Genomic DNA, 25,264 nt, shown 5'->3' with positions numbered 1-25,264 from the left:
GATGAGATTGCGGTTCCTGAATCAACGTGCATTTATGTGGCTAGTCCATATTCGTGATAGTCTATTATGGCTGAGAACATGGATGTTTAGAACCTTTTACGGTATGCAAATTGCGCCTGATGTGCGGATTTCATTTAAGGCTAGGATTGATAAAACCAATCCCAAATGCGTCGAAATAGGCGAAAAAACCTATATAGCGTTTGATTCAATTATTTTAGCACATGATTACTCCACTCAACGCCATGGCGGCGCTTTTGCCCAAAAAACCAAAATTGGTAAAAACTGTTTTATTGGCTGTGCCTCAATCATTATGCCTGGTGTGAGTGTAGGTGATCATGTAATTGTAGGGGCTGGCAGCGTGGTCACTAAAGATGTGCCCTCGAATAGTATCGTGGCAGGTAATCCCGCCAAAGTAGTACGCTCCGGTATTAATACGATTGCTTACGGACGGGTAGTACCATGAGTAATATTCCTGAATTAAGTATTATTCTAGTCTCTTATAATACTGCCAAACTAATCATAACGGCGTTACAGTCTGTTTATGATCAAACCCAAAAAACTCATTTTGAAATTATTGTAGTGGATAATGCTTCGCAAGACGACTCACTTAAGGTTATTGCTCAAGCTTTCCCACAAGTCAAATTAATTGACTCTGGTGCTAACTTAGGTTTTGCAGGTGGCGTGCAAATCGGCGTCAAAAACTCACAAGGTAAGTACATCCTACTGCTGAATCCCGATACCAAAATAGTAGACCATGCGATTGATAAACTCATGGCTTTCGCCAAACAACATCCTAGAAATGGTATTTGGAGTGGCGTTACACTGAATAATGATCTGAGCTTAAACTCCCAACATGCTTGGTCTAAGCCTAATATTAGTAATTTATTGTTTAGCGCTACAGGTCTGAGTAAGGCTTTTAGTCATACCTGTTTATTTAATAATGCTAATTATGGTTGTTGGAAGCGCGACTCGATCAAAGAAGTGGATATTGTTTCGGGATGCTTTTTTCTCACCACACGCGAACTGTGGGATGAGATTGGTGGTCTTGATCCGCAGTTCTTTATGTATGCCGAGGAAGCCGATTTTTGTTTAAAAGCCGCTAAATTAGGTTATCGTCCTATTGTTAATCCTGATGCACGCATCATTCATCATGGTGGAGCGAGTCATGCACGCTTCTCTGGCAAAATGATTAAATTGATGAAGGGTAAAATCGAGCTTACCTATCGTCATGTACAAGGCTGGCGTCAGCCTATACATAAAGGCTTACTCTTTTTATATGTTTGGAATAAGTATTTTATACACAAATTATTCAAACCAAACAGTGAGGCAGCACGCGAGTGGCAAACGGTCTATAACCAGCGTAGTGATTGGATGCGAGGGTATCGCTAATGGCTACTCTTATTGTACCTGCACATAACGAGGCAACCGTCATAGAGCGCTGCCTAGATACGCTAGTTAACCAAGCAGGGGTAGAGCGCATTATCGTCGCCTGTAATGGTTGTACCGATAATACAGCCGATATTGTACGCAGGCGCTATCCTCAAGTACTGTGTTTAGATATTGCTATACCTTCCAAGGTGAATGCGTTAAATGAGGCAGAAAAACATATTCTGACTTGGCCTGCCTTTTATATTGACGCCGATACGCGCTTGAGTGAAGGGGCAATCCTACGTATTACTCAGGAAATGGCTAAGGGTCAGTTATTATTAGCTGCTCCAGAGCCGATTATCGATACTTCAAAATCCTCTTGGCTGGTACGCCAATACTATAAAACGTGGTTGAGCCTGCCTTATATTCGTGATGGTTTGGTCGCTACTTGTAGTTATGTGATCTCACAACAGGGACATGAACGCTTTAGTGCTTTTCCATCGGTCATCAATGATGATGGATTTGTCCGTTGTCAGTTTGCACGTCATGAGCGCGGTAATGTACAAGGCGCTAAGATTTATATTGCTGCTCCCCATAATCTAAACTCTCTGATTAAAATTAAATCAAGAGCACGATTAGGCAATATGGAATTAGCCGCCAAAGGTTTGTGTACTCAAACCGAGAATAAGCCCTACTCTCAAATCTTGCGTCAACGTCTATTCAGCAAAGATTTTGTGGCCACTGTGGCTTATATCGGCATTAGCTTAGTGATTCGTACTCGTGCTAAACAACAGTTTAAAAAACTGTCTAGCTATCGGTGGGAAAAAGATGAATCCTCACGTCAAGTGAGTAGCCATTCTTAACCGAATATGATAATTAGCAGGAAAACAACACCATTAAGTGTTTTTTTGAGACACAAGTTGGAAAAATAAGCTATATTAGCCTTATTGATTACGTTATTAGAGAGTGTTACATCACTGGCTCCGATTGCAGTTTTTTATCCAAAACAAACTGTTATTGAGTAGTGCAAATCGTAGCGCTGAGTTTTCAGCAGCAATGGTAGGTGTTGTTTTTATACACCAGCTCGGTGGTAACCTCTTTGTTTTTACAATAAAAACCCTACTATTTATCATAGTTAAGGTTCAAAAGAGACTGGATTAGTAAAGCGATGGTAGATAAAAAAATCAGCTCTGAACTCGTCTATCGCAGCGCAGATACCCTCAGTGTTTTAAGCATTGTGCTTTTAGCTTATTTTTACCCCAAAACCTATGACCTTAATCCTTATTTAGTGGCAGGTTTAGGCGCTGCGTTATTGTTTGGCTTTGTAGGACGATTTACCGAAATTTATGCTTCATGGGGCGGACGCCCGTTTATGCGTGATGAAGGTATGCGTTTAGTAGTGACGTGGTTAGCCACTTTCTTACTGTTAATCTTTATCATTTTCGCTACTAAGAAATCTAATGAGTTTTCACGCCTGATCTTGATTAGCTGGTTGCTTATCACCCCAATTGCACTAATTAGTTCACGCTATTTATTACGTGGCTTACAATCTGCACTCAAAACGCTAGGCCTCAATAACCGCTCTATTGCGATTGCAGGCGTTACACGCCAATCCTTACGTTTCGCGCAAACTGTTGATAGTCACCCTGAAATGGGTTTACAAATTGCGGGCTTTTATACGGTCACCGACCAAGAATCTAGCCATATCCCTAGCCAATACGCCCATATTGGTGATTTAGAGACTATGCTAGAGGCTGCACGCAACGGCACTTGGGATCAAATTTATTTATCGTTACCCGCCGGTTGGTCACCGTTGGACAATGACATTATTAACCGCCTAGCCGATACCATGACACCTATCCGCTTAATACCTGATGAATTTACTAAGACTATTCTGAGCAGTCGTCCGATGGAGATGATGAATACTCCATTAGTACGCCTTTATGATGAACCGCTAACAGGCTTTAGTGCCTTGATTAAGCGTGTAGAAGACATCGTAGTAAGCTTAATAATCTTGGCTCTAATAGCTCCTTTATTAGTTATGATTGCCATAGCAGTCAAAGTTTCATCCCCCGGCCCTATTCTATTTAAACAAAGCCGTCATGGATTGCGCGGTGAAAAATTCCAAGTGTGGAAGTTCCGCAGTATGACAGTCTGTGAAAATGGAGCCAGTATTAAACAAGCCACACGTAATGATGTACGTATTACTAAAGTAGGTGCTTTTTTAAGACGCACTTCTCTAGATGAACTACCTCAGTTTTTTAATGTGCTCCAAGGACATATGTCGATTGTAGGCCCTCGCCCTCATGCAGTAGCTCATAATGAGCAATATAAGCAATTAATACCCGGCTATATGAGTCGTCATGCGATGAAACCCGGCATTACTGGCTGGGCACAAGTCAATGGCTGGCGCGGTGAAACCGACACACTATATAAAATGCAAAAACGGGTTGAATATGATTTGGAATATATCCAACGTTGGAGCTTATGGTTGGATTTAAAAATCATTTTTGCTACTGCCTTTAAAACTTTAAACGATAAGAATGCGTACTAAGCTTTAGTACCCATCCTTAAGTTGAGCAGCCATTTTGAAACTCGAGCAGTTAACCTTCACGCGCTATATTGCCGCCCTGACCGTCGTGTTCTTCCACTTCGGTCGAGAGGCATGGCCTGCTAATGTGGAGTGGATCAATCCCTTAATGACCGCTGGCCCGATTGCGGTATGTTACTTCTTTGTGCTGTCGGGTTTCATTATGGCGATTGCCTATTACTCACCGCGCACTAAACCACCGCTTGATAAAGGACGCTACTGGATAGCTCGCCTTGCACGCATTTATCCCGTTTATCTATTAGCCTTACTGTTTATGATTGCTGATAGTGTACGCAAAGGGCAACTAGATGGGCTTGCCGCTTTATTAAACCTTACTATGCTACAGGCTTGGGTTCCGGGGGGGTATCCATTAAGTTATAACTCGCCCGGCTGGTCATTATCGGTGGAAGCGTTTTTTTACTTGACCTTCCCTTTGTGGTTAATTTGGGCACAAAAACGCCATTTCACTAGCCTAGTAGTGTTCACCCTAGCGTTTTGGATTATTACTCAATTGCTGCAATTTGGCTTACTGAATAATATTCTCAACCCTGTATTGGGTTTGCCCGCCTATGAAGCGCGAGCTTTTATGCAAAGTCATGATCAAACTCCTGCACTCCACGACTTTATTTATTACAATCCGGTGATGCACTTAAGTACTTTCGTTATGGGCTTTGTCGTAGGTGTTTACTTCCGCCGCGGTTATTTTCAGGGGTTTTCAGGTACTACCAATACCACGCTCATGCTACTGAGCGCTGCACTCGCTGCATTATTGATCTTAGTTCAGTCTACCCTAGAACACTCGTTGGGACTTAAACTGGCGTATAATAATGGCCTAATTGCACCCTTATTTATTGCCTTTATCGTTTTTTTAGCGCTCGATAAAAGCCGGGTTAGTCGTTTATTTAGTCTCCCCATACTGGTGCTATTAGGTGAGGCTAGTTATTCACTTTATATTCTGCAACGCCCTGCGTATGGGGTGTATAAACAAATCACTGCTAGCTGGTTACCAGAAGGCAGTCATTTACATTTTTATGTTTTTGTCGTTGTTTTAACACTACTGGCTATTTTGTCTTACCGCTATTTTGAGACTCCAGTACGTCATTGGATTAATCAACGCTACGCTTCATCCGGTAAAACTGGTTAAGCCACAGGTTCCAAATGCAGAATTACTGCTCACGACGAGACAAAATATTACAGGATGCTAATTATTTTTGATTGAACTCGCTATAATCAGCGCCCATGACGAATTGTCTTAATGACACCTTAATAACTTGATATTTTATGCAAAACATAGGAAGTAGCCAGCCCATGCAAGCCAACGGATCAACCTCGCAGCGCAGTGAGCTATTAAAGACACAGGATAACCTCGACCTTAGAGAATTTTGGAAAACGCTGATGCGGCGTAAGGGTCTAGTATTGGGAATATTACTAACTACTATCCTATTAACTCTCTTGTTTACTTTTTTAAGTACGCCAGTCTATCGCGCTACGGCTACTGTCCAGATTGAGCGTGAGGCGGGTGCTAAACTAGCCGAAACAGATGTACTAGGCCCTGGTGATATTCGTGATCCGCGTGGTTATTTTGATACCCAATTAGAGTTAATTAGCAGCCGTTCCTTAATTGCTCAAGTGATTAAAGACCTAAAATTGGATGAGACGGCTATTAGCCCATCTTTATTGGGTCAAGTGAAAGCTTTATTCCGCAATAATACGGATGCTGAAACGAACTTAATTGATAGTCTACTGGATAATATTACGGTAGAGCCGATTCGCAACTCGCGCTTAGTAGATGTGCATGTGGAAACCCCCAATGCTGAATTATCAGCCAAAATCGCTAATGCGCTGGTGGATAATTTTGTCGCCAATAATCAATCTAAGCGTTCACTGTTAACCACTGAAACAACCGAAGCATTGGAAAAGAAAATTGCCGATGCTAAAACCAAACTGCAAGATTCTGAACGCCAACTCAATGAATATAGCCGTAAAAACGGTATTTTAGGGGCTGATGATGGTGTCGAGACTCAAAGCACCACACTGAGCCTAATTGTGACTAAATTATCAGAACAAATTGTTCAGGCTGAGAATGATCGCATTAAAGTTGAAACCGCAGATAAGTCAAGCCGTGGTGAAATAGAAGCTGCACGTAAACGTGTTAACCTCCTACGGGAAGAGCTAAGCGTGCGTCAAGGAGAATTGCTTGAACAACAAAGCAAGATGATTGAGTACAAAACGCTGCAACGTGAAGTACGTAATAATCAGGAAGTATTCCAATCACTGCTCAAACGCATTGAAGACATTGATTTAGCCGGCAGTATGACCGCCAATAATGTGTGGGCTGTGAATAAAGCGGATGTCCCAACTACCCGCTATAAACCCAAACTCAGTACCAATTTAGCCTTTGCTACTTTACTGGGCTTATTGCTCGGTGTCGCTGCGGCCTTTTTGAAAGAATTCATGTACGATGGCATTAAAAACGTGGCTGATTTAGAACAAGCAACAGGTTTACCTATTTTAGCAGCGATTCCAGCGGCTAAACATAATGCTAGTGCGCACAAGATTGCCCGCTTAGTAGTTTCAGATCCTAAATCCTCTATTGCAGAAGCCTTCCGCTCCTTACGAACCACACTGCGTTTTAGTACGGTGGAAAGCCAACAAAGCTCACATGTCATTTATGTGACCAGTGCTTGTGCCAATGAAGGTAAAACAACTACTGCATCTAATCTAGCGCTGGCCTATGCTAATGCCGGAGTTAAAACCCTATTAGTGGATGCTGACCTACGCAACCCATCGTTTGGCGAAGCGTTATCAGCGAATGCTAAAATTGGTCTAGCAGATTATCTACAAGGTAAGGTGGAATCTGATCATCTACTACACAAGGCTCAAGCCGATAATTTGTATATTATGACCGCTGGTGATCCTCCTAAAGATCCAGTTGAGCTGCTCTCTTCTAGACGCCTCAAACAGTTTTTAGATCAAGCCCGTCGTAACTTTGAAGTGATTATTTTAGACGGCCCTCCAGTATTGGGTTTGGCTGACTCTTTACTCTTATCTTCACTCGCCGACAGTACGCTGTTAACCGTCAATAGTCGTGATACTAAAGTGGCGGCCGTACACAATGCGATTAAGCGTTTAAGACAAGCTAACTCTAATTTGGTGGGCATTGTATTAAATAAGGTCGACACCTCAGGGCGCTTAGGCTATGACTACGACTATTATTACTATAAAAATGAAAAAGCTACGGCTTAATTAAGCCTTAAGCTTATTGTTCTAGCCTCTCAAAAGGCGGGTATAATTACTCGCCTTTTTTATTACTAAGTACTTATCGGGTATTTCTGGAGCAGTCTTGGCGGCAGGGATGCCGCCTTGAAGCGTACAAGGATGAATGCACAGCTCCTGCGGAAGGGATACCCGATAACTTTTGAATGACTACTTATCATCAACTGACGATTAGTGGTCTTACTATCTCTTTGCAGTACGACTTGGATATAGTATTAGTTTAGCATTCGCTAATTTACTTAAGAGGGATCTGATTTATGGCTATTGCCTTAGCTTTACACGTGCTAGCCGTGGTTATTTGGGTGGGCGGGATGTTTTTTGCTTACATGGCTTTGCGCCCTATTGCTGCTAGTCAATTAGATGCACCCGTGCGTTTAAGTCTTTGGAGCGGAGTCTTTAGTAAGTTTTTTCCGTGGGTGATAGCTAGTATTGTATTAATTCTTATCAGTGGCTATTGGATGATCTTTGGTCCATATGGAGGAATGAAAAATACGCCAGTATTTGTACATATTATGCAGCTCTTAGGCTTAATCATGATGGCGATTTTTGGACATCTATTTTTTGCCCCTTATAAACGTCTCAAGCAAGCAGTCGCTAGTCAAGATTGGAGCACAGCCGGTACACAACTCAATCAAATTAGAATGATGATTGGGATTAATTTAAGTTTAGGGCTAATTACTACTGTGATTGGAGCAGCAGGTAAGTACTGGATTTAACAGATTAAAGAGCAAGAGTACTTCAAGTTTGAAGTACTCCTAAACGAAGTAAGTAATTAAGTCATTAGACGTTTAAAGCGACTGCACCACGAGCAATGCCCATACTGCCAGAACGTACTACTTCAACAACACGCACTTCATGTAGGGCTTGTAAAAAGCCATCTAATTTTCCACGACTGCCTGTCACCTCTACCGTATAGGACTTTTCACCTACATCGATAATACGCGCACGGAAAATATCAGAGATACGCTTTACTACATCGCATGCGCCATGTTTTTGCACATCGATTTTAACCAACATCATTTCGCGCTCAATATGGGGGTAGTCATTGAGATCCATGACTTTCACCACATCAACGAGTTTATGCAGTTGCTTAATGATCTGCTCTACAATTTCGTCACTGCCTACAGTCACTAAAGTCAAGCGTGATAGGGTCGCATCATCGGTCGGTGCAACGGTCAAAGACTCAATATTATAACCACGCGCTGAGAATAGACCTGCAACCCGCGACAGTGCACCCGCCTCGTTTTCCATCAGAATTGAGATTACATGTCGCATGGCTACACCAATATCATTTCATTATGACCAGCACCGGCTGGAACCATAGGATAAACATTGTTCTCAGCAGAGGTAATGAAATCCATAAAGACCAATCGATCTTTCATCGCCATTGCCTCACGCAGAGCACCCTCAACATCGCTAGGTTTTTCGATACGCATCCCTACGTGACCATAAGCCTCAGCTAATTTCACGAAATCAGGTAGGGCCTCCATATAGGACATGGAATAGCGTTTTTGATAGAAGAACTCTTGCCACTGACGCACCATACCTAAATAGCCATTATTTAAGGTAATGATTTTAATGGGTAAGCGATATTGTAGACAGGTGGCTAATTCTTGAATGCACATCTGAATACTACCATCACCACTAATACAGGCGACTGTAGCATCAGGGTGAGCAATCTGTACGCCCATCGCTGCTGGCAAACCAAAGCCCATCGTGCCTAAGCCGCCAGAGTTAATCCAGCGATTCGGTTTATCAAACTTATAGAATTGCGCCGCCCACATTTGATGCTGCCCTACGTCCGAGGTCACAAATGCATCACCACCCGTCACCTCCCACAGTTTTTCTACTACATACTGCGCAAGGATAGGACTATCCATTTTTTGGTTATAACTGAGGCAATTAGTTTTACGCCATTCGTTGATTTGCTTCCACCAATCCGCAATTTGATCAGGCTTCACACCTTGCTCACGACTGCGCAATTCATCAATTAAATCCACTAGAACGTTTTTGACATCGCCCACAATGGGAATATCCACTTTAACATTCTTAGAAATGGTCGCAGGATCAATATCGACGTGAATAATTTTGGCGTAAGGACAGAATTTTTCGATATTACCAGTCACGCGGTCATCAAAACGCGCCCCGATAGCAACGATTAAATCCGAATCATGCATAGCATGGTTAGCTTCAAACGTACCATGCATACCCAACATACCGACAAACTGCGGATCAGTCGCAGGATAGCCACCTAAGCCCATCAGAGTATTAGTAATCGGGAAACCCGTTAGACGAGTAAACTCGGTCAGCTCATTAGCAGCCCCCGCTAAAATAACGCCGCCTCCGGTATAAAGCATCGGGCGTTTGGATTCGAGAATCAAATCGATAGCACGACGAACTTGGCGTTTATTACCTTTAACGGTCGGATTATAAGAGCGAATGCTAATATCACTAGGATAATTAAACTCACCCTTCATCTGGGTAATATCTTTAGGAATATCTACTAATACGGGTCCCGGACGTCCCGTGCTGGCGATATAAAACGCCTTTTTAATCGTAGGCGCTAAATCTTCAATTCGGGTTACTAGGAAATTATGCTTCACACAAGGGCGGGTAATACCCACGATGTCGACTTCTTGGAAGGCATCATTCCCAATCAGAGCGCGAGGAACCTGTCCTGTAAAGACCACCAGTGGCACGGAATCCATATAAGCATCCGCAATACCAGTGACTGCATTAGTCGCCCCCGGACCAGAGGTAACTAGCACCACGCCCGGCTTATTGGTCGATTTAGCATAACCCTCGGCTGCGTGTACAGCCCCTTGCTCGTGTCGGGCTAGAATATGATTGATTTCGTTTTGCGCTTTATATAAGGCATCGTAAATGTACAATACGGCTCCACCTGGGTAACCGAAAACGGTATCAACACCTTCTGCCTTTAGACACTCTACGAATATCTCGGCACCGGTCAGTTCCACTCTTCTCTCCTGATTAGGATTGATCAAACAAAGCATAATAGTAAATAGTCAGCTACTTAGCACCGTAAAGGTGATTGCCTAAACTACCTGCACTATTAAGAAAAGACTCGAATCATAATACGAATCAAGGGGAAATTCATCACCCAGAAAGGGAAATTGCGGCAACGCACAAGTCATATATGAGTATCAAAAACAAAAAACCCCTACAAAGTTAAACTCTGTAAGGGTTTTTTGAGATATTTTTGGTGGCTACGGTTGCAACCGAATAACCCGCATAAGTATTTGAATAATAACATAACTCACCCTAGCCTATTTTCATAAAGCAATCTAAAAAGCAATGCTTAGCATCAAGTACCCCACCTAGTGAGGTGCTTTTTCCGTCAAGGCTATAGTACTGGTTTTCGACCTCTTACCCTATTAGATCACTTAGAGGCGGTTGCTACTGCTACAGTTGCTACACTTGCTACACTTTGAAACCGATCTTAGCTAAGTCATTGATTAGTATCGTTATCGTATATAGAGCGTGAATCACACTTAGAGGCGGTTGCTACTGCTACAGTTGCTACACTTGCTACACCTTGAAACCGATCTTAGCTAAGTCATTGATTAGTATCGTTATCGTATATAGAGCGTGAATCACACTTAGAGGCGGTTGCTACTGCTACAGTTGCTACACTTTGCTACGCTTGACTCAATAGGCATAAAAAAGCCTAGACGATGCTAGGCTTTCATAAACTAATTTTTAAATTGAATTGATTAAACTAAGAGAATGGGATTCACCTCGATAATGGTCTTGCGTTCCTCTTGACTGATTTTAACCCGATTATGGGTCTCTAACTCAGTCAGTGCTTTCTCTAGTTCCTGCATATTTCTAAGGCGATTAGGGGCTAACTGTCGGGCTTTGCGCTTGTCTATGTAGTCGGTGTGATTGTCTTTACAGTACTTAATCAACCAGCTATCCAATTTAAGCGCGTTGGATAAATCAACAGGTAACGCCACCTCTTCAAAGAAGCGCCGTGATTCGTCTAAGTACCACAGTCCTAACCTAACGGCTGCATTCATAGTTTCTTGGTTTACTTCAGTTTGCGTGTCATAGCCTTGTAGGAGATGAAACAAACCTGCTAAGCGTGCCACATTATCGGCTGATTTTGAGGCTATGTCCTTATAGTGCTCATAGACACGATTAGGCGCTAAATCGCTTTCTATACGGTTATGGTAATCAATCCACAGTTCTAAGGCGTCCTTAGAGAGTATTAGTTCAGGTAAATCGACTAATGCCCCTGCTTTGGCTTGTTGAAATTGAGCCTCTAATAGCTGGACTAATTGCGCTTTGAAACTATTGAGGTAAGGGGTGCTATGCTCGTTTTCGACCTCTTCTAGGGTTAAGGCTCTTGTGCCTTGTTTAGATGTTGGGTTAGCCATTAAAAAGCGGGCTGAAAACCCTGAGCCTCTAGCGGTTATACCGTTTTGCTCATAAAACTCTCGAATGACGCTAGGCTGTACGGCTAACCCCATCGACAAGCGCACATTTCGCACATCAAAACTGCCCCCTTCACCGCGTCGATTAACTTGAATAGCGCCACCTTCCCATAACGTGTTCAAGGTAGCTAGATTACGGGTGATATTTTCAGCTTTCATACCATGCCCACCTAAAACCACACCCGCCTCACCCGATAAGATACCTGCACAGGGCCACTTATGGGTAAGATCGTAAGCAATCGCTTCAGGTGTAGTATCCGCAAAGATCATTTGAGGCATTTTCAGCAAGCTAGGCTTAGTCTGCTCTAACAACTCTAAGCGGCTCAATTCCTCGTTAAAAGGCTCATTTTTACGGCTTTTATGAGTAATGGCTTGTTTTACACCGTCTAGTTCACGTTCCCAGGCGCTTAGGTGTGCCTTACTTTTCTTAAAGTCGCTTTCAAGCTCCTTTTGTTGGGCATAGACCCAATCGAATAACTTAGCGCTAAAGAAATAATCGGCTGTGGTTTTGCGCTCGCCTGATTCTGCAATAGCTATTAAGTACAGACTTAAGGGTGAAGGCTTAATATTGCGATGCGGTCTAATGTTAGCTACCCCTTGTCCTGCTACTGCTAAGACACCTAGAGCAGAGTTAAGCGCTAGAGGAATAGGACATTTCACAATAGACACCACCTCTAAAACAGCCTTCTTAAGCACATTGGGTAAGTGCTCTATAGGGCATTCTCTCCCTTGGCTGGTCGAGGTGAGGCTTTCCGGTGCTAACCACGGGCTAGTAGTGGGCTTTTCAGTCTTAACAAAGCTACTCACTACACTTAAAGCAGGTTTTGAAGAGGCTATATTCATGCTAAAACTTCCTTGCTTAAGACCTGCTGTTGATGCGCAATAAAATTTACCAAGTCGTTAAAATCGCTTAGGTTTATATCCGCACCCTCTGGAAAATCAGGAACGATTAGCCCTGTATGGGGTAAAGCCTCTACTACCTCTCTGGCTTTGGTTAATCCGGTATTAGTGGAATGCTTGCGGTCATTGTCTGCACATACGGTTAAACGGCTATTTGGAAAGCGGGTTTTATAGGCTTTGGCGACAGGGAATAGGTTTCCTGCATCAAACGCCACCAGCACGGGTAATTGATAGGCTTCATACAAACTTGCACCCGTGGCGTATCCTTCACATAAAAACACACCTTTAGGGTGAGTCAGGCTATTGCCAATCAGGTGAAAATGCCCCTTTTTGTTAGTCCCTTTGGGGAATACTTTATTGGTGAGCGAACCGCCTAGGTTTTGGGGGCTAGGGTAAATCTTTTGTACCCCATGCAGGTTGCCCTCTAGGTCACATAGGGGTATCAGCAGTACTTGATCAAGCTGCTTAATCCCATAAGCACCTACACGCTTGCTGAATAGATAAGGGTGTGCAGCACTGGCAGGTTCAGCACTGAGCCATAAGGTAAGAGCCTCTTCCTGTGCGCGTTGGTGTTCATGGCGTTGGGCTGTTTTAGCCTGCTGAATGGCTTGTTTAATGACGCTCCAATCTTCACGACTCAAGCGGCTTGACCCGTGGGCGCTATGCCATGTTTGTTTAATGCCACTACGCCAGCACCCAAATGCACCCGCTGCATAAGTACCGTGGAGATGCAGGACATACCATCCGGTTAGATCAGCACGTTTTCCAGTGGAGGAAAAACGCTTTAATACGCCACTAGGCTCTATAGTCGGTGGGGCATAGCCTAAACCTTCCAAGATTGCTTGCTGAAATTGCGCTAACAGTTCATGCGTAGCTAGTGGTTTTTCACTATTTGATGTTTTATACTTTTGGCTTGAAATATTTAATTTGTCGCCTTGATTATTTGCCGTAATCAGGGCTTTTTCTTGTGTGGCGTTCATGTTGGTACTTCCTGTTTATGGCTATTGAGCCATGTAATTAAGTCTTTTTGACTCCAACGAATCGATTTGGAACCAAACCTAGTAGGGTTTGGAAAATTACCCTCCTTCATGCGGCGATAAATGCTAGAACGACTTAAGCGCGTTTTTTCCATTACCTCCGTTATCGTTAAATAAATACTTTCGTCTTGTAAGGTCACAGGGTTTAACTGTGCGGGTATCAGACGGGTTAAGCTGGCAACCTTATGCTTTTTCATAATATCAATTCGGCTTTTTTGAATACGACGAAAAAACCGCCGTCATTCCTTATCAGGGTATTATCAGACTCTGGTAGGGCTAAAGCTGCCCTACCCTGAGTCGATAGCTTGAATATGCTAAGTAAGGCGTTTAGGGTTTACCTCTATTACGGCATGGCTGAATATTTCAATTTCAATCAGTCCTGAATGAATCCGTGCAATATTTACCTTAAATACCCCACTACGCTGCAATTCCCTTTCTCGAATTTGTAGGGCTTGTGAATCGCTTATATCCAGTCGAATAGTTTGTACGGCGTTATTAAAGTGCATTTTCACTACCCTCCCTTTTAGTTAATTCAACCCTACCCTGTTGAGTATCGGCTAAGATATATTTTGATACACCATTTTTTTGAATGGGGTTTAAGGCTAAGACGCCAATATTATAAGCACGGTTTAACCATGAATCGGCTAATGCAGCAATTAACTTAATACCATTCGCTAGTTTATGCTCACTAATAAATAACCGTGTTTGCTCGGTACTCGGTTTTAATTCCCCTGCTCTTAGTTTCATTACCCATAAATCGAATAATTCATCTTGTTTGTCATTAGGGGCTAAATTGGCATCATGCAGGGCATTAATACCCTGTGTAGGTGTAGCACGGGTTGAACCCTGTGTGACCCTGTGCACAGGGTTAGAAGGGGCTTGCACAGGGTCTAGTTGCACAGGGTTAGCATAGGGTAATGCACCTGCAAAACCGACTTGAGGCGCTGTATAAGGTAGGGCTATGGTTTCAGGTGCTGGGCTTTTCTCAATAGCAAGATTATGTAAATGGTGTGGGTTTACATTCCAATCCAGTGATTTATTGGCAAAGCGTACTAAAGCCGGAAGAGGGGTAGGTTTACCAAATAACTCGGTGAATATCACTACACCTAGAATAGAAAACTCTAGGGCTAATGCCACAAGAAAAGCAATTGCATCGCGTGACATACCAAAAGCGGCTTTAAACTCCGGTGTTTTGGTTTCTAATACCTGTGCAATACGCTGATTTTCTTGCGCGGCTATGGTAGCGGCATGAGCTTGTGCTTGGGCTACATCGGGGTTATTTAAATAACCGTATTGATCTAAAGCCCGTGCTTTTAATTGTGCGGTCAATATATCGGCTTTTGCGGCTTCAATATGCTGTTGGCTCGCTGCCATTTTATACTGTGCGGCTAATTGTAAATCTTGGTTTTTACCTAAAAAGGTTTCGATCACACTAGCACCCGCTGTCAGGGAATACCCCATAATCATGAGTACGCCTAAAGCCGCAAGGCTAGCGACTAACTGAAAACCATAACGCCATGCTGCAATGCTTAAACGGATTAAAAACCCTTCAGAGAAGTTAAAGGCTATGACCATCGCCCCGACTAGATACCCTAGCGGCTCCCAAATAGGGGCAAAAATGCCATAAGCAAATAGGCTACCCATTAAACCCGCTGCGAGTAGGAGTACCTTCTCTACCATATACAAGCCGCCTAGCCCTTTGGTTTTGGTGCGTACTGTATTGAGTTTGTGAGGGTTGCCTTTGTTGATATGCAACCAGACTAGAGCGCCTATCATGCCTAAAAAGGCTAATACCAATAAATTATCCATGCTTAACCTCCTAAGCCCTGCTGGAGTGCGTTGTATTCATCCACATAGCTAGCACGTTTAGCAGCGGTGGCACTGTCCATCGGGATTCCTGCACGGTTAAATAACGCATCTAAGCCGTTTATTTCTGCTTTAATGGCGTTTAAACGCTGTAGGGTATTAGGTATCGGGTTAGTGCTAGAGGCGCTTAAAATCGCTCTAGGTGCGCTATTGGCTTTTAAGGCAATTAACGCGCTACGGTCTAGCGTGTTGCTTCTAGCGGCTTTGGCTAGGGTGTGGAGGTAGCCTAGTGCATTGCTTACCTTGCCCTTGGTGAGGCTATGGGCTAACAGCAAGAGGCAATCATGGGCTTGTTGTGGGCTTAGACCATCGAGTACCTGTGCAGCCTTGGAGCGCTGGGTATGATCCCAAGCGCTTGGGTAAGGTAATTCACCAACAAAATTAAAATCACTACTACACACGGCTTGCAGTGAGGACTGGTCAGATTTGGTTTTAGTCTCGCTAGTCGTTGTCGTGGTTTTGTTTGTAGAGGTATGTATTGTATGTACCCGTTTTTCGGGTAGGTTTTCACCCAAATTTCGGAAGGTATCTCCGTTTTTTGGGACAGGTAACGCGACAAAATCACCGTCTAGTTGTGCCAGTAAAGGAGCTGCAATGCGGTAGGCGTGTTCATAGAGTTTGTGAGGGGTTGCCTCAAACAGTCCGGTGGACACCAAGCGCTGTAGAGCGGGTTTAATGCGGTCTTTACGGATACCAGAGAGCTTAGCGACACGCTTGAAGGTTAAAGCGTCTGAGGTCTTACCGTAGCAAAGCGTTTGACGAAAGAGTACCAAGAAGGTTTTAAGCTCATTTTTGTTGAGGTCTGCACCTAATGCAGCGTCAATGAGGGCAATAGCTAGGCTCATGCTGCTACCTCCTGCACTGGTGCTTGAATCAATAAGCCTTGTAGGAGCTGCTCACGACTGCCTAGGTGTCGGTGTTGGTCAAGGTACTGGTCAAAGACGAGAGGTAAGCGTCCGCGTCCTGTCCAGTAGTAGGTATTACCGCCTACGGTAAGCTGGTACTTAAAGGGAGTAGAGCGAGTGTTGTGCACAGGTAGAGGTAAATCTAGCTGAGCTAGACGTGATTTACGGTCAATCATGGCTCACCTCACTCTCAGTCGCTGCCAATTCGGTCTCTAATTCGTCTAGGGTTTTGGTGAGGTCGAATAAACGATCTGCGGCTAGTTGGTTAGTGTGGGTTACATGGTCGAGTTCGATCACGCCACTATATTTAAGTGAATCAGCGCACAATTGGGCTAAGTGCTGTAAGTAGTTAATTTCGCTCCTAACATCCTCTAAGCGTTTTAAGTAGGTAGGTTTCATGCTGCTACCTCCACAGGGAAGGTGCTGCTAGTTAAATCCGCTTGTTTGAGGTATAGGCTTAGGGTGCTGCGATGGATTCCTAATAATCCCGCTGCTTCGGTGATATTGCCTTGAGTGGCTGCCAAAAAGAAAGGGAGCACTTCACGGTGAAAGCTGTTTAGTAGGGTGTTATAGGCAGTACCGCGCCCTTTGTGGGCTTTGTCGGCTTGTGCCTGTTGGAGTACTTGAGCGATAGCTAGTAGATCGCTGATAGGAAGGGTGCGCGTCATAGTGCGTTTACCTCTTTAGTATGTTTTACGTTTTGGCAGATTAACTGCCGAGAGTCGTAAAGCGTCCTAAAGGAAACGCCGCGATTATTCCCGCGCTGAGTCGGTTTTTTATTCCTCGCAACCCTCGACAAATGTGTACTATTTGCCATGAGTGCGGATACAAAAAAACCGCTCTTGGTTGGCGGTTGTTGCATATTCACTTTGCCGCCTTTAGTGGACTTTACGTTTAGTGCGGTGAACTCAATCACCGCGCCTTTTAGTCTAAGTTGAGTTGAAAAAACCGTCAAGGGGAAAACGTCGGTTTTTTCGCGTTGTCTGTGGGTAGTACTTTGCATATACTAAGCGCTCATGTTTAAAACAAACTTTGTAAAGCCACCCTTGCACGGTGGCTTTTTTATTTATGCAACAAAGTACTTATTACGATCTATTCAACTTAATTCAAGTTATTAGTTTGAATAAAAATTTCATTATAAATCATATATTTATAATCTTTTGCTTGATAGTGGTTAGAAAGTTCTTGTATTGGTAGCTATTGTTCTGATTGTCTTTAAGTTTAATTTCTATACTACTGGTTTTAGAGTCTGTACTACGTTCACTCACAAAATCAGGCAAGTCTTGAGGGGTCAAAAGATCAAATAACTCTGAAAAGTTCTTATCTTGCGGGTTTCTATGGTGTCTAGCACGATAAAGCCTATAAGCTGCCTCTAGCATTTCTCCTACAAACCGTGCTTTTCTCTCATTAGGTTTAAATAGCCAAGGAATAGGTAGGCTATCTGGAGTATTATCTATTAATTGATGGTTTAAATGTGCGTATCCGTTCACAGTTTCTAGGGAATCCTCATTAAATGCAGGAGCTATATAGATCTCAGATGTTGTAGAGTTGTAAAGGTAGTCCTCCCAAATTCTGGCACAAGCCTCTAAATTTTTCTCATAATGAGATGCCTCTAAGAAGTTGCTTAGCTTAATTTGAGTATATGGAGCTAGAAAACTTGGTAATTCTAAAAGCTTATGGATTCGTTCTTTGTTACTTACTATAGAATTAATATTACTCATATATGGCTTAGCTTTAATATTTAAGCTTGTTATAGGCTCGCTCTGCCAAGGGTACAAAGCAACTGCAAGTATTTCTTTCTCAATTAGTTTTAAAATACTGTCTTTAAATATTTGCTTAGCCCATAATTGACAATGAAAAGGAAAGCATAGATTAGCTAGAGTTTCTAAGGCTAACTGATCAGACAATAATACCAGCGCCATTTTATGCTGTTGGTAGCTTCTTTGGTTGGTTTCCCAATCTTTATGCTCTTTACTACCAGATACTAATTTAGATAGAGGAAGGTTTAGAGCATCTATTGACTGACTCAGTAGTTTTATCTGTTCTTGTGCTCTTTCCTCACTACAAATAAATAACCAAGGCAAATAGTTTTTATGCAAAGGTCTTAGGCTATTTACGTACTTATTATTTTTAGCCCAGCTTTGATACTTGCTAAAGTCAATATTTTCTAACATAATTAATCTGCTCAAAAATCCCATCGTTAGTGGGTTAAAAAAAGGGAAGCGGTAGCAGGCTTCCCTTTTTATTCTTAACGCTTAGCAGATTAACAGTTTATCCAGTAGCCTGCACCACTCTAAAGTAACATTACGCTCATATGTGCCACGCCTTCGCTTTCCAGCCCTCCTCTCAACACTAGCTCGCTGTGAATTAGCCCATACCATCGCCACCTTAAAAGGGTCTGTAAGCCTTCTTCTAACTGGATTCATTCCGTTGTCCTCTACGTCTCACGACGTTGAATAGTAGCTAGTTAACCTATGAATGATTCATTGGTTTCAGCCTGCTTTTTATAATAAAAACTGTTTTCATTTAGTTCATTTGGCTTATCCAGCTTAATCAAGCCTGTTTTCTCTAACGCCTCCATTAGCCCATAACACTGTACAGGTGTGCAGTTTGTATGCTTGCTTATAAGAGTTTGTAAATCTGATCGAGTGAATTTTAATGCCATGATTGTTGTCTCCCGACAATAGTTTATAACAGCCTCATTATACTGCTTATACAGCCTGCTTTCACCGCATATTGCAAGCCCAAAACCGCGTGGGGGGCGGGGGGCAATCGTAAAAATAGACTGCACAAAATTCTATGCACAAAATCGCCTCTAACTATTGAAAAATAAAGGGTTTTTCATAAGAAAAATGCACAAAATTGTGCACTTTTGTGCATTTCAGTGCATTTTTAGTGAGGACACTTGAGTAGCTTATGATAGCTTTTAACATTTAACTTTAATTAGTAGATTCAAGTATATGATACATATGTAATTAATGGTAAAATTAAGCCTTAAATACCATAAAATAAGGTTTAAACCATGTTCACATTACACCAAGAAAAAACGGCTCTTTCAGATAACCCTATAATCAATAAACACTACGAGATTATTACTCGTGCGCTAGGTGTTGTAGCCCAACATCCCGAATTAGGAAAACCCACTGAACAAGGTAGATCTTTGGCAAGAGGTAATCTATTTGAAAATACGATGGGCATGTCACATTTAGCTCAATCCTACAGACCAATAAGCGAGGTTTATCAAAGCTTTAAAACCTCACTAAAGATTTTAGAGGAATTAGAGCCTAATAGTGAAAACCTAAAAGCATTAGAGGATTTAAAAGATAAAACCAACGAGTTAAGAAAATCGCTAGAAGGTAAAAAAGCCAATCTTAAGCAAGATATAAAAAATGCTCAGGCTATTATTACTAGGAATAATGAAGGCTACGCTCTATTAATAGCTTCTGGTAGTGATCAAGAGGTAGAGCGAATCGATCAAGAAAACTTGAACCTCAGTAATGCTATCGAGCTTTATAATAAGAAGCTAATACTTTTAGACTTGGGTGCAACTTTTATTATTAACGCGCAAGAGCAATTAATAAATAGTATTATAAACCGGCTAATAGCCAATTATAAAAAATTAAAGCTAACAAGCTTAGTTTCTGAATATGATCAAGCTAAAAAAGGGTTTTTAGAAGCATGTGCTAAACTGGTTAAATATGATAGTAGAATCTTTTTTGAAAAACATACTATAACCAGTCTAGTAACAAAGGAAACTCTTTTCCAAGAGCTTGAGTTAGAGTTAAAAGCATTGCCCACTGCTAACCGTCAAGAGCTAGTCAATGAAATTTTAAGTGCAGCCTAACTTTGTGATTATCGGTACAAGCCTGCTGAGTTTAAGTAGGCTTTTTTCTTCCCTAGAATCTTAATAATTAGAACCAGTACACGGACCGGACATTCAGCGCAATGTCCGCGCACATAGCATTGAATGTCCGCGTACATCGGGCTAACTAATAATGAAAAGCTAATTAATGACTAATTTTCGCTTAATTTCCGGCTCACTTCTTACGCTTAGCCAGCTTATTTTGACGTTCAATGCTAAGAGTTTTCTTGCATCAAGACACACGCACTAAGTAATACCTGCGCTAAAAACAGGTAAAACTACTATTTAAGCGGTGGCTGGGGTATTACCCACAGAGCTAATCGTGAGCTTTAACCCTAATGCTTTCACTACCTTTAAAATAGTGCTGAACTCTGGATTACCTTCACCTGATAAGGAACGATAGAGCGCCTCACGGGATAACCCCGCTTCTCGTGCTAAACGACTCATACCCCTTGCACGAGCAATATCACCTAATGCAGCGGCTATCAGTGCAGAATCTCCTTCTTCAACACAAGCATCTAAATAGGCTTGCATATCGTCTTCTGTTTTGAGATGTTCAACCACATCCCATTTAGTTAATGTGATGTTAGTCATAATAATTCCTTTAGGTTAGAAGCTAACTGTATCGCAGTGGCAATATCAGCATCTTGAGTGCTTTTGTTACCCCCTGCCAACAAAATAACCAATCGTTTTTTATGTTGCATAAAATAAATTCGATAGCCTTGCCCGTAATGAATCCTCAACTCAGAAACGCCTTCACCCACTGAGTGATAATCTCCAAAGTTATCCAATTCCACGCGCCGCAAGCGTGCCAAAATACGCGCTTTAGCTTGCTTATCGCGCAAACTATCGAACCATTCAATATAAGTATTCATCTGTAACAAGGTATTCATAGCCAATACTGTAACTTATAAACTACAATCTCACAATCACTTACTTCTTACGCTTAGCCAGCTTATTCAGGGCGTGGGCAATCTCATACTCTTGGATAGTGTCGGCTTCACTTCCATCCAGATTAAAACGTTTACCGCCTTCTGCGACCGCTTGCAGGTAGAAACGGTTAGCGGTATGCCACTCTAATAATTTCATGACCACCCGCTTAGATGCACTCAAATGATGCTTGCCCACATGCTGAAACACTTGACGCTCAAAGTTCAAAGCCAGTGGTTTACGTTCACGCCACATCGGGAAAGCATTTAGGCTAGCGTCTAGCTCTTTAGCCCGTATGTCACTCGGTGGCTTAATGTTTTTTTTCTTAGGTGGCTTAGGTTTGGCGGGTTTCTTGAGCGTGTTTTGATTAAGCGGCTTAGTGCCTAGCGGCTTGGGTTTATCCGCTGTTGAGTCTGGCTTAGGTTTGGGTAACTTCTTGGCACGGTAAAAGTCTGTGCCTTTTTCCGGTTTGACTTCCTGTAGTTTGTCCTTAGTCAGTACGCGCTTGCCGCTACGTTGAATCGGTTGTTCTGGTACGGACTGAGTGGATTCTAGAGGTGGAATAGTTGCAGGCGCAACTCTACGAATAATCTTAAGCGTCTTTTGGGGTTGGTCTGTCATGTTAGCACTCGCACGGGTTGCAAGATTTTCCTTAACCAAGGCTAAGGTATTGTATTAGGGCAAAGCATTAATGAGATTTCTCACCTAGCAAAATAACCATCTTATTAGACTGTAGGCGTTTAGCTTTGTCATGTAAGGGCTTATCAAAGGTTGCAAACTGAGTACCACTGTGGGCAAGGTGCAAAGCATCTCCAAAGTCCATCCCTGCCTCATACCACGCTAACGCGGTATAAATAGCATCCGGTGAGGGAGTATAAACAGCAGGTAAACCCAATAGGTGACGTAAACGTGACACTACTTGCTCTCTAGCCCAACCATAGCCATTCTTGGAGCTTAGCACCCAAACAGTTTCTAGTAGTACCGTAGGCAACACCATGCAGTTATGACTATCTAAAAACTGTGTAGCTTCTAGGGCTTGGCGCTCATCATCCTTGACCAAATAGCGCACGATAATATTGGTATCAATCTCTATCATGGGACTGACTCGCTTCTAGTTCTATCACCGCATCCATTTCTTCCAGCGACAAAACCCGCGTACCTAGTGCAGGTGGCTCGACGGTCTCTAGGCTAGTAGCAGGAAAATAGCGCCGCTTTTGAGCCTGTAGAAATTCCAGATTTTTCTTGTTCACTAAAAACTCTAAAAAATCTCCCACTTCTTGCAAGGTCGCAGCATCTAACGTTTTAGCCCGTTGATAAAGCGTTTCAGCAGTTAGCATCTTGTCCTCTCCCGTCATACAGATCAATGAAGGCTAGTAGATCGTACAGACTGCTTATTCAGCATCATCCGCATTTGTAAAGCCGCTTGTTGCATCTCGCTCATTAATGATGCGTACTCGGACGGACTCAGGCGGACGGAAACTAACAAGGGTTCGCGCCTCACTTTGAGTAAGGGCTGCGTAATCGTAGCCTGTGACAGTGGTGAAGAGGGTTTCAAGGTCGCCATACTTATCTCTCAACAGTTGCAACATAACAAAATCTAAATTCAACCTAGCACTGTACTGTTTACCAGTCAACGCGAATGCACCACTCACTACACCTTGAAATTGCTGTAAGTGAGAGGCTAATGAAGCAAACGTCCCCCCTTGGGTCAAGGTATCATCTATCAAAATATAGGACTGTTTTGCTAATACTATCCCTTCAAACTCTGGAACAATAAAAACACGATCTAATCCGCTCATAGTGGTACGGGATACTTTAGTACGCTGTCCTATGCCTAATTCAATGCCTAAACCTGTCAAAGCCTCTAATTGAATGGCCAATGCTAACGGTATTTTATTGCGCCCTTGGGCTTCCTGCGCCAATACAGGCAATAACAAGGCTTGTGTACCAAACCGCTGAACCACCTCATTAGCTACTGAATCGGTAATCATCTGCTGAGCAATACGCAACGCTGCCTCAAAATCCCCTGCTTTTGCCGCCTGATAGTCAGGATGGTCATTAAGATCACCTAGCTTATAAGGAATCAATACATCAGGAATATTAACAGGATGATTGCCACGTTTTGACATAGCAGTTACTCAATAGCCCAATGTTTAGCTCGTTGATAAAGCGTTTCAGCAGTTAGCATCGTGTCCTCTCCCATCATGACTAAGTGTCATCATTATAGATCACCCCACTTTAACAAAGTATCCGGTTAATCTGTCAAAGACTCCTTTTTAATACCCAATCATCAACCAAGGTTCGTCCACTCTATTGCTTAAAAAGACGACTTAATAGCCCGTTTTATAGCTGGTTAATTTATAAGCGTAGCAAGTGTAGCAACTGTAGCAGTAGCAATTGCTACACAGACTATTAGTGCTTAGAGGAGGGTAAGAATAAGAAGATATATAATAATAAAATATAATTAAATTAATAACTTATATATTTTTAATAATATTAAATAACTAACCTTACTACCTATAAATACCTCTATCCGTAGCAAAGTGTAGCAAGTGTAGCAACTGTAGCAGCTTTTTTACCTAACTAAGCGTAGCAACAAAAAAGCCGGAATCTATCCGGCTTAGCAATACCCTTTCTCTATGGTTTTTTATCTTGGAATCTTAAGGGGAATGACCTTCCCACCCGCCTTAAGGTCGTCTAGATAATCCGCCCATACTTGCAGCATCTCGCGCCGTTCCTCTAAGTGTTCAGCACGATCATAGGCGGCTCTAATTTGGTTCTTCTCTTTATGGGCTAACTGACGCTCTATAGCGTCTGCATCCCAACGCCTAACACCGTCCTTGGTTTTCATCTGATTCAGTAACGTACTAGCCATCGAGCGGAATCCATGTGGGGTCATCGTATCGTTATCGTACCCCATCGCCCTAAGCGCCACCCTAATAGCGTTTTCACTCATACACCGACTAGCACCCCGCGCACTAGGGAATACATACGGGAATCGACCTGTTAAGGGCTTAAGCTCTTGCAGTATCTCTATAGCCTGTCTGGATAAAGGCACTGTATGCACAGACTGGTTAGCCTGTTTAATATGGGTAGGGGCTTTCATCCGTTTAACGGGAATAGTCCAAGTACCTGTATTCAGGTCGATCTCTGACCATTCCGCCGCTCTTAATTCCCCCGGACGCAACATAACCAAGGCACTGAGTGCTAAAGCACTTTTCACTACTAGAGTTCCTTGATAACACGCTATATCTCTTAATAATTGTCCTACCTTAATAGGCTCGGTAATGGCTGCAAAGTGTTTCTTGGTGCGTGGTTTGAGAATAATAGAAGTTTCTATATCGGCTGCTGGATTATGAGAAGCTAACTCTAGGGTAATGGCGTACTTATAAATATGTAGAATGTATTGTTTTACCCTTCTTGCTGCTTCTTCAGCTCCCCTAGCTTCTACCCGTTGGATGATTTTAATAATGTCTCTAGGGCTTATGTCATCTATTGCCCGTTGACCTAGCCACGGGAATACATCCCGCTCTAAATAGCTCAAGGTTCTTTCAGCATGACCTTGTGACCACTTAGGCAAATTAAATAAATACCATTCCCGCCCTATGACCTCAAAGGTATTAGCTAAGTGATCTTGATTAAGTGCTTTGACCTGTTGCTTGTGTTGGCTAGGGTCTATACCGCGCTGTAAGAGTTCCCTTGCCGCTTGGTGCAACTCCCTAGCTTTAGCTAGCCCTATAGTGGGGTATTCACCGATATAGAGGGTTCTACTCTTGCCATTAATAGAGTAATTAAAGCGCCACGATTTATAGCCAGTGGGTTTTATCACTAGGTACAGGCTTGCACCATCGCTTAGGCTGTAGTCCTTATCTTTGGGTTTTAAACCCTTAAGCATTGAATCTGTTAGTTTTTTATACGTCTTCATTGCTTCGTCTCCGAGTGAGTGCTAAAAGCAATGGATAACACAATGTTTTCAGTGAGACAGTCTGACACAATGTGACACAATCTGAGACACAAAAGCCCCTACAGATTACAGCCTGTAGGGGCTTTTGGGACAGTCTGACACAATGTGA

Annotated in this window: 28 protein-coding genes; 8 read left to right on the top strand and 20 right to left on the bottom strand. The window is 42.7% G+C overall.

The window, feature by feature from the left end; translation table 11 throughout:
• Position 1 precedes the first annotated feature (1 nt).
• From IPL34_RS08425 to IPL34_RS08395, 7 genes are all read left to right on the top strand, one after another.
• Positions 2-463, top strand: a complete 462-nt coding sequence (locus IPL34_RS08425) for an acyltransferase (protein ID WP_296840565.1) — start codon at positions 2-4, stop codon at positions 461-463.
• Complete coding sequence (locus tag IPL34_RS08420) at positions 460-1,389, top strand: glycosyltransferase family 2 protein (protein WP_296840562.1); 930 nt, start codon at positions 460-462, stop codon at positions 1,387-1,389. The genes IPL34_RS08425 and IPL34_RS08420 overlap by 4 nt, the downstream gene beginning before the upstream one ends.
• Positions 1,389-2,231, top strand: coding sequence for a glycosyltransferase (locus tag IPL34_RS08415; protein WP_296840559.1), 843 nt, complete (start codon positions 1,389-1,391; stop codon positions 2,229-2,231). Before IPL34_RS08420 ends, IPL34_RS08415 begins: the two co-directional genes overlap by 1 nt.
• 305 nt (positions 2,232-2,536) lie before the next feature.
• The gene (locus IPL34_RS08410; RefSeq protein ID WP_296840556.1) at positions 2,537-3,922 is read left to right on the top strand and encodes an undecaprenyl-phosphate glucose phosphotransferase; all 1,386 of its coding nucleotides are present in this window, start codon (positions 2,537-2,539) and stop codon (positions 3,920-3,922) included.
• Between the two features lie 34 nt (positions 3,923-3,956).
• Positions 3,957-5,102 carry an acyltransferase gene (locus tag IPL34_RS08405; protein ID WP_296840553.1) on the top strand — a complete coding sequence of 382 codons (1,146 nt, stop codon included), beginning with the start codon at positions 3,957-3,959 and terminating at the stop codon, positions 5,100-5,102.
• Between the two features lie 164 nt (positions 5,103-5,266).
• A complete protein-coding gene (locus IPL34_RS08400; RefSeq protein WP_296840550.1) occupies positions 5,267-7,204 on the top strand; it encodes a polysaccharide biosynthesis tyrosine autokinase in 1,938 nt (645 codons plus the stop codon).
• A 287-nt stretch (positions 7,205-7,491) separates the two neighbouring features.
• The gene (locus tag IPL34_RS08395) at positions 7,492-7,950 is read left to right on the top strand and encodes a CopD family protein (protein WP_296840546.1); all 459 of its coding nucleotides are present in this window, start codon (positions 7,492-7,494) and stop codon (positions 7,948-7,950) included.
• A 64-nt stretch (positions 7,951-8,014) separates the two neighbouring features.
• On the opposite strand, the gene ilvN is transcribed toward IPL34_RS08395, so the two are convergent.
• The 13 genes from ilvN to IPL34_RS08330 form a co-directional block, all read right to left on the bottom strand.
• Positions 8,015-8,509: an acetolactate synthase small subunit gene (gene ilvN, locus IPL34_RS08390; protein ID WP_296840543.1), complete on the bottom strand. Its 495-nt coding sequence runs from the start codon at positions 8,507-8,509 to the stop codon at positions 8,015-8,017.
• A 2-nt stretch (positions 8,510-8,511) separates the two neighbouring features.
• Positions 8,512-10,212 carry a biosynthetic-type acetolactate synthase large subunit gene (gene ilvB / locus IPL34_RS08385; RefSeq protein WP_296840539.1) on the bottom strand — a complete coding sequence of 567 codons (1,701 nt, stop codon included), beginning with the start codon at positions 10,210-10,212 and terminating at the stop codon, positions 8,512-8,514.
• A 756-nt stretch (positions 10,213-10,968) separates the two neighbouring features.
• Positions 10,969-12,534, bottom strand: a complete 1,566-nt coding sequence (locus IPL34_RS08380) for a YfjI family protein (RefSeq protein WP_296840535.1) — start codon at positions 12,532-12,534, stop codon at positions 10,969-10,971.
• Positions 12,531-13,571, bottom strand: a complete 1,041-nt coding sequence (locus tag IPL34_RS08375; protein WP_296840532.1) for a toprim domain-containing protein — start codon at positions 13,569-13,571, stop codon at positions 12,531-12,533. The genes IPL34_RS08380 and IPL34_RS08375 overlap by 4 nt, the downstream gene beginning before the upstream one ends.
• A complete protein-coding gene (locus IPL34_RS08370) occupies positions 13,568-13,825 on the bottom strand; it encodes an AlpA family transcriptional regulator (RefSeq protein ID WP_296840529.1) in 258 nt (85 codons plus the stop codon). The genes IPL34_RS08375 and IPL34_RS08370 overlap by 4 nt, the downstream gene beginning before the upstream one ends.
• Before the next feature lie 117 nt (positions 13,826-13,942).
• Complete coding sequence (locus IPL34_RS08365; protein WP_296840526.1) at positions 13,943-14,134, bottom strand: hypothetical protein; 192 nt, start codon at positions 14,132-14,134, stop codon at positions 13,943-13,945.
• On the bottom strand, positions 14,124-15,437 hold the full coding sequence (locus tag IPL34_RS08360; protein WP_296840522.1) for a hypothetical protein: 1,314 nt from the start codon (positions 15,435-15,437) through the stop codon (positions 14,124-14,126). Before IPL34_RS08360 ends, IPL34_RS08365 begins: the two co-directional genes overlap by 11 nt.
• 2 nt (positions 15,438-15,439) lie before the next feature.
• Positions 15,440-16,339, bottom strand: a complete 900-nt coding sequence (locus IPL34_RS08355; protein ID WP_296840519.1) for a replication protein — start codon at positions 16,337-16,339, stop codon at positions 15,440-15,442.
• The gene (locus IPL34_RS08350; protein ID WP_296840517.1) at positions 16,336-16,575 is read right to left on the bottom strand and encodes a hypothetical protein; all 240 of its coding nucleotides are present in this window, start codon (positions 16,573-16,575) and stop codon (positions 16,336-16,338) included. Before IPL34_RS08350 ends, IPL34_RS08355 begins: the two co-directional genes overlap by 4 nt.
• Positions 16,568-16,798 carry a hypothetical protein gene (locus IPL34_RS08345; protein ID WP_296840515.1) on the bottom strand — a complete coding sequence of 77 codons (231 nt, stop codon included), beginning with the start codon at positions 16,796-16,798 and terminating at the stop codon, positions 16,568-16,570. The genes IPL34_RS08350 and IPL34_RS08345 overlap by 8 nt, the downstream gene beginning before the upstream one ends.
• Positions 16,795-17,067, bottom strand: a complete 273-nt coding sequence (locus tag IPL34_RS08340; protein ID WP_296840512.1) for a helix-turn-helix domain-containing protein — start codon at positions 17,065-17,067, stop codon at positions 16,795-16,797. Before IPL34_RS08340 ends, IPL34_RS08345 begins: the two co-directional genes overlap by 4 nt.
• Before the next feature lie 474 nt (positions 17,068-17,541).
• On the bottom strand, positions 17,542-18,573 hold the full coding sequence (locus tag IPL34_RS08335; RefSeq protein WP_296840509.1) for a hypothetical protein: 1,032 nt from the start codon (positions 18,571-18,573) through the stop codon (positions 17,542-17,544).
• Between the two features lie 293 nt (positions 18,574-18,866).
• Positions 18,867-19,064: a hypothetical protein gene (locus IPL34_RS08330; protein WP_296840507.1), complete on the bottom strand. Its 198-nt coding sequence runs from the start codon at positions 19,062-19,064 to the stop codon at positions 18,867-18,869.
• A 357-nt stretch (positions 19,065-19,421) separates the two neighbouring features.
• On the opposite strand from IPL34_RS08330, the gene IPL34_RS08325 reads away from it, so the two are divergent.
• Positions 19,422-20,243 (top strand): hypothetical protein, encoded by an 822-nt coding sequence (locus tag IPL34_RS08325; RefSeq protein ID WP_296840504.1) that lies wholly within the window; start codon positions 19,422-19,424, stop codon positions 20,241-20,243.
• A gap of 303 nt (positions 20,244-20,546) precedes the next feature.
• On the opposite strand, the gene IPL34_RS08320 is transcribed toward IPL34_RS08325, so the two are convergent.
• From IPL34_RS08320 to IPL34_RS08290, 7 genes are all read right to left on the bottom strand, one after another.
• The gene (locus IPL34_RS08320) at positions 20,547-20,855 is read right to left on the bottom strand and encodes an addiction module antidote protein (protein WP_296840501.1); all 309 of its coding nucleotides are present in this window, start codon (positions 20,853-20,855) and stop codon (positions 20,547-20,549) included.
• On the bottom strand, positions 20,852-21,154 hold the full coding sequence (locus IPL34_RS08315; RefSeq protein ID WP_296840498.1) for a type II toxin-antitoxin system RelE/ParE family toxin: 303 nt from the start codon (positions 21,152-21,154) through the stop codon (positions 20,852-20,854). The genes IPL34_RS08320 and IPL34_RS08315 overlap by 4 nt, the downstream gene beginning before the upstream one ends.
• A 40-nt stretch (positions 21,155-21,194) precedes the next feature.
• Entirely contained in the window at positions 21,195-21,812 is a 618-nt protein-coding gene (locus IPL34_RS08310; RefSeq protein WP_296840495.1) for a ProQ/FINO family protein, read from the bottom strand.
• Positions 21,813-21,879: 67 nt separating this feature from the next.
• Positions 21,880-22,287, bottom strand: coding sequence for a type II toxin-antitoxin system VapC family toxin (locus tag IPL34_RS08305; RefSeq protein ID WP_296840492.1), 408 nt, complete (start codon positions 22,285-22,287; stop codon positions 21,880-21,882).
• Positions 22,274-22,528 (bottom strand): hypothetical protein, encoded by a 255-nt coding sequence (locus IPL34_RS08300; RefSeq protein WP_296840489.1) that lies wholly within the window; start codon positions 22,526-22,528, stop codon positions 22,274-22,276. Before IPL34_RS08300 ends, IPL34_RS08305 begins: the two co-directional genes overlap by 14 nt.
• A 54-nt stretch (positions 22,529-22,582) precedes the next feature.
• Positions 22,583-23,320: a phosphoribosyltransferase gene (locus IPL34_RS08295; RefSeq protein ID WP_296840486.1), complete on the bottom strand. Its 738-nt coding sequence runs from the start codon at positions 23,318-23,320 to the stop codon at positions 22,583-22,585.
• Positions 23,321-23,838: 518 nt separating this feature from the next.
• The gene (locus IPL34_RS08290; protein ID WP_296840483.1) at positions 23,839-25,116 is read right to left on the bottom strand and encodes an integrase arm-type DNA-binding domain-containing protein; all 1,278 of its coding nucleotides are present in this window, start codon (positions 25,114-25,116) and stop codon (positions 23,839-23,841) included.
• Positions 25,117-25,264: the final 148 nt, after the last annotated feature.

It is taken from the genome of Thiofilum sp. (assembly GCF_016711335.1).
GTDB lineage: Bacteria > Pseudomonadota > Gammaproteobacteria > Thiotrichales > Thiotrichaceae > Thiofilum.
This window is presented reverse-complemented; position numbering and strand designations above follow the sequence as displayed.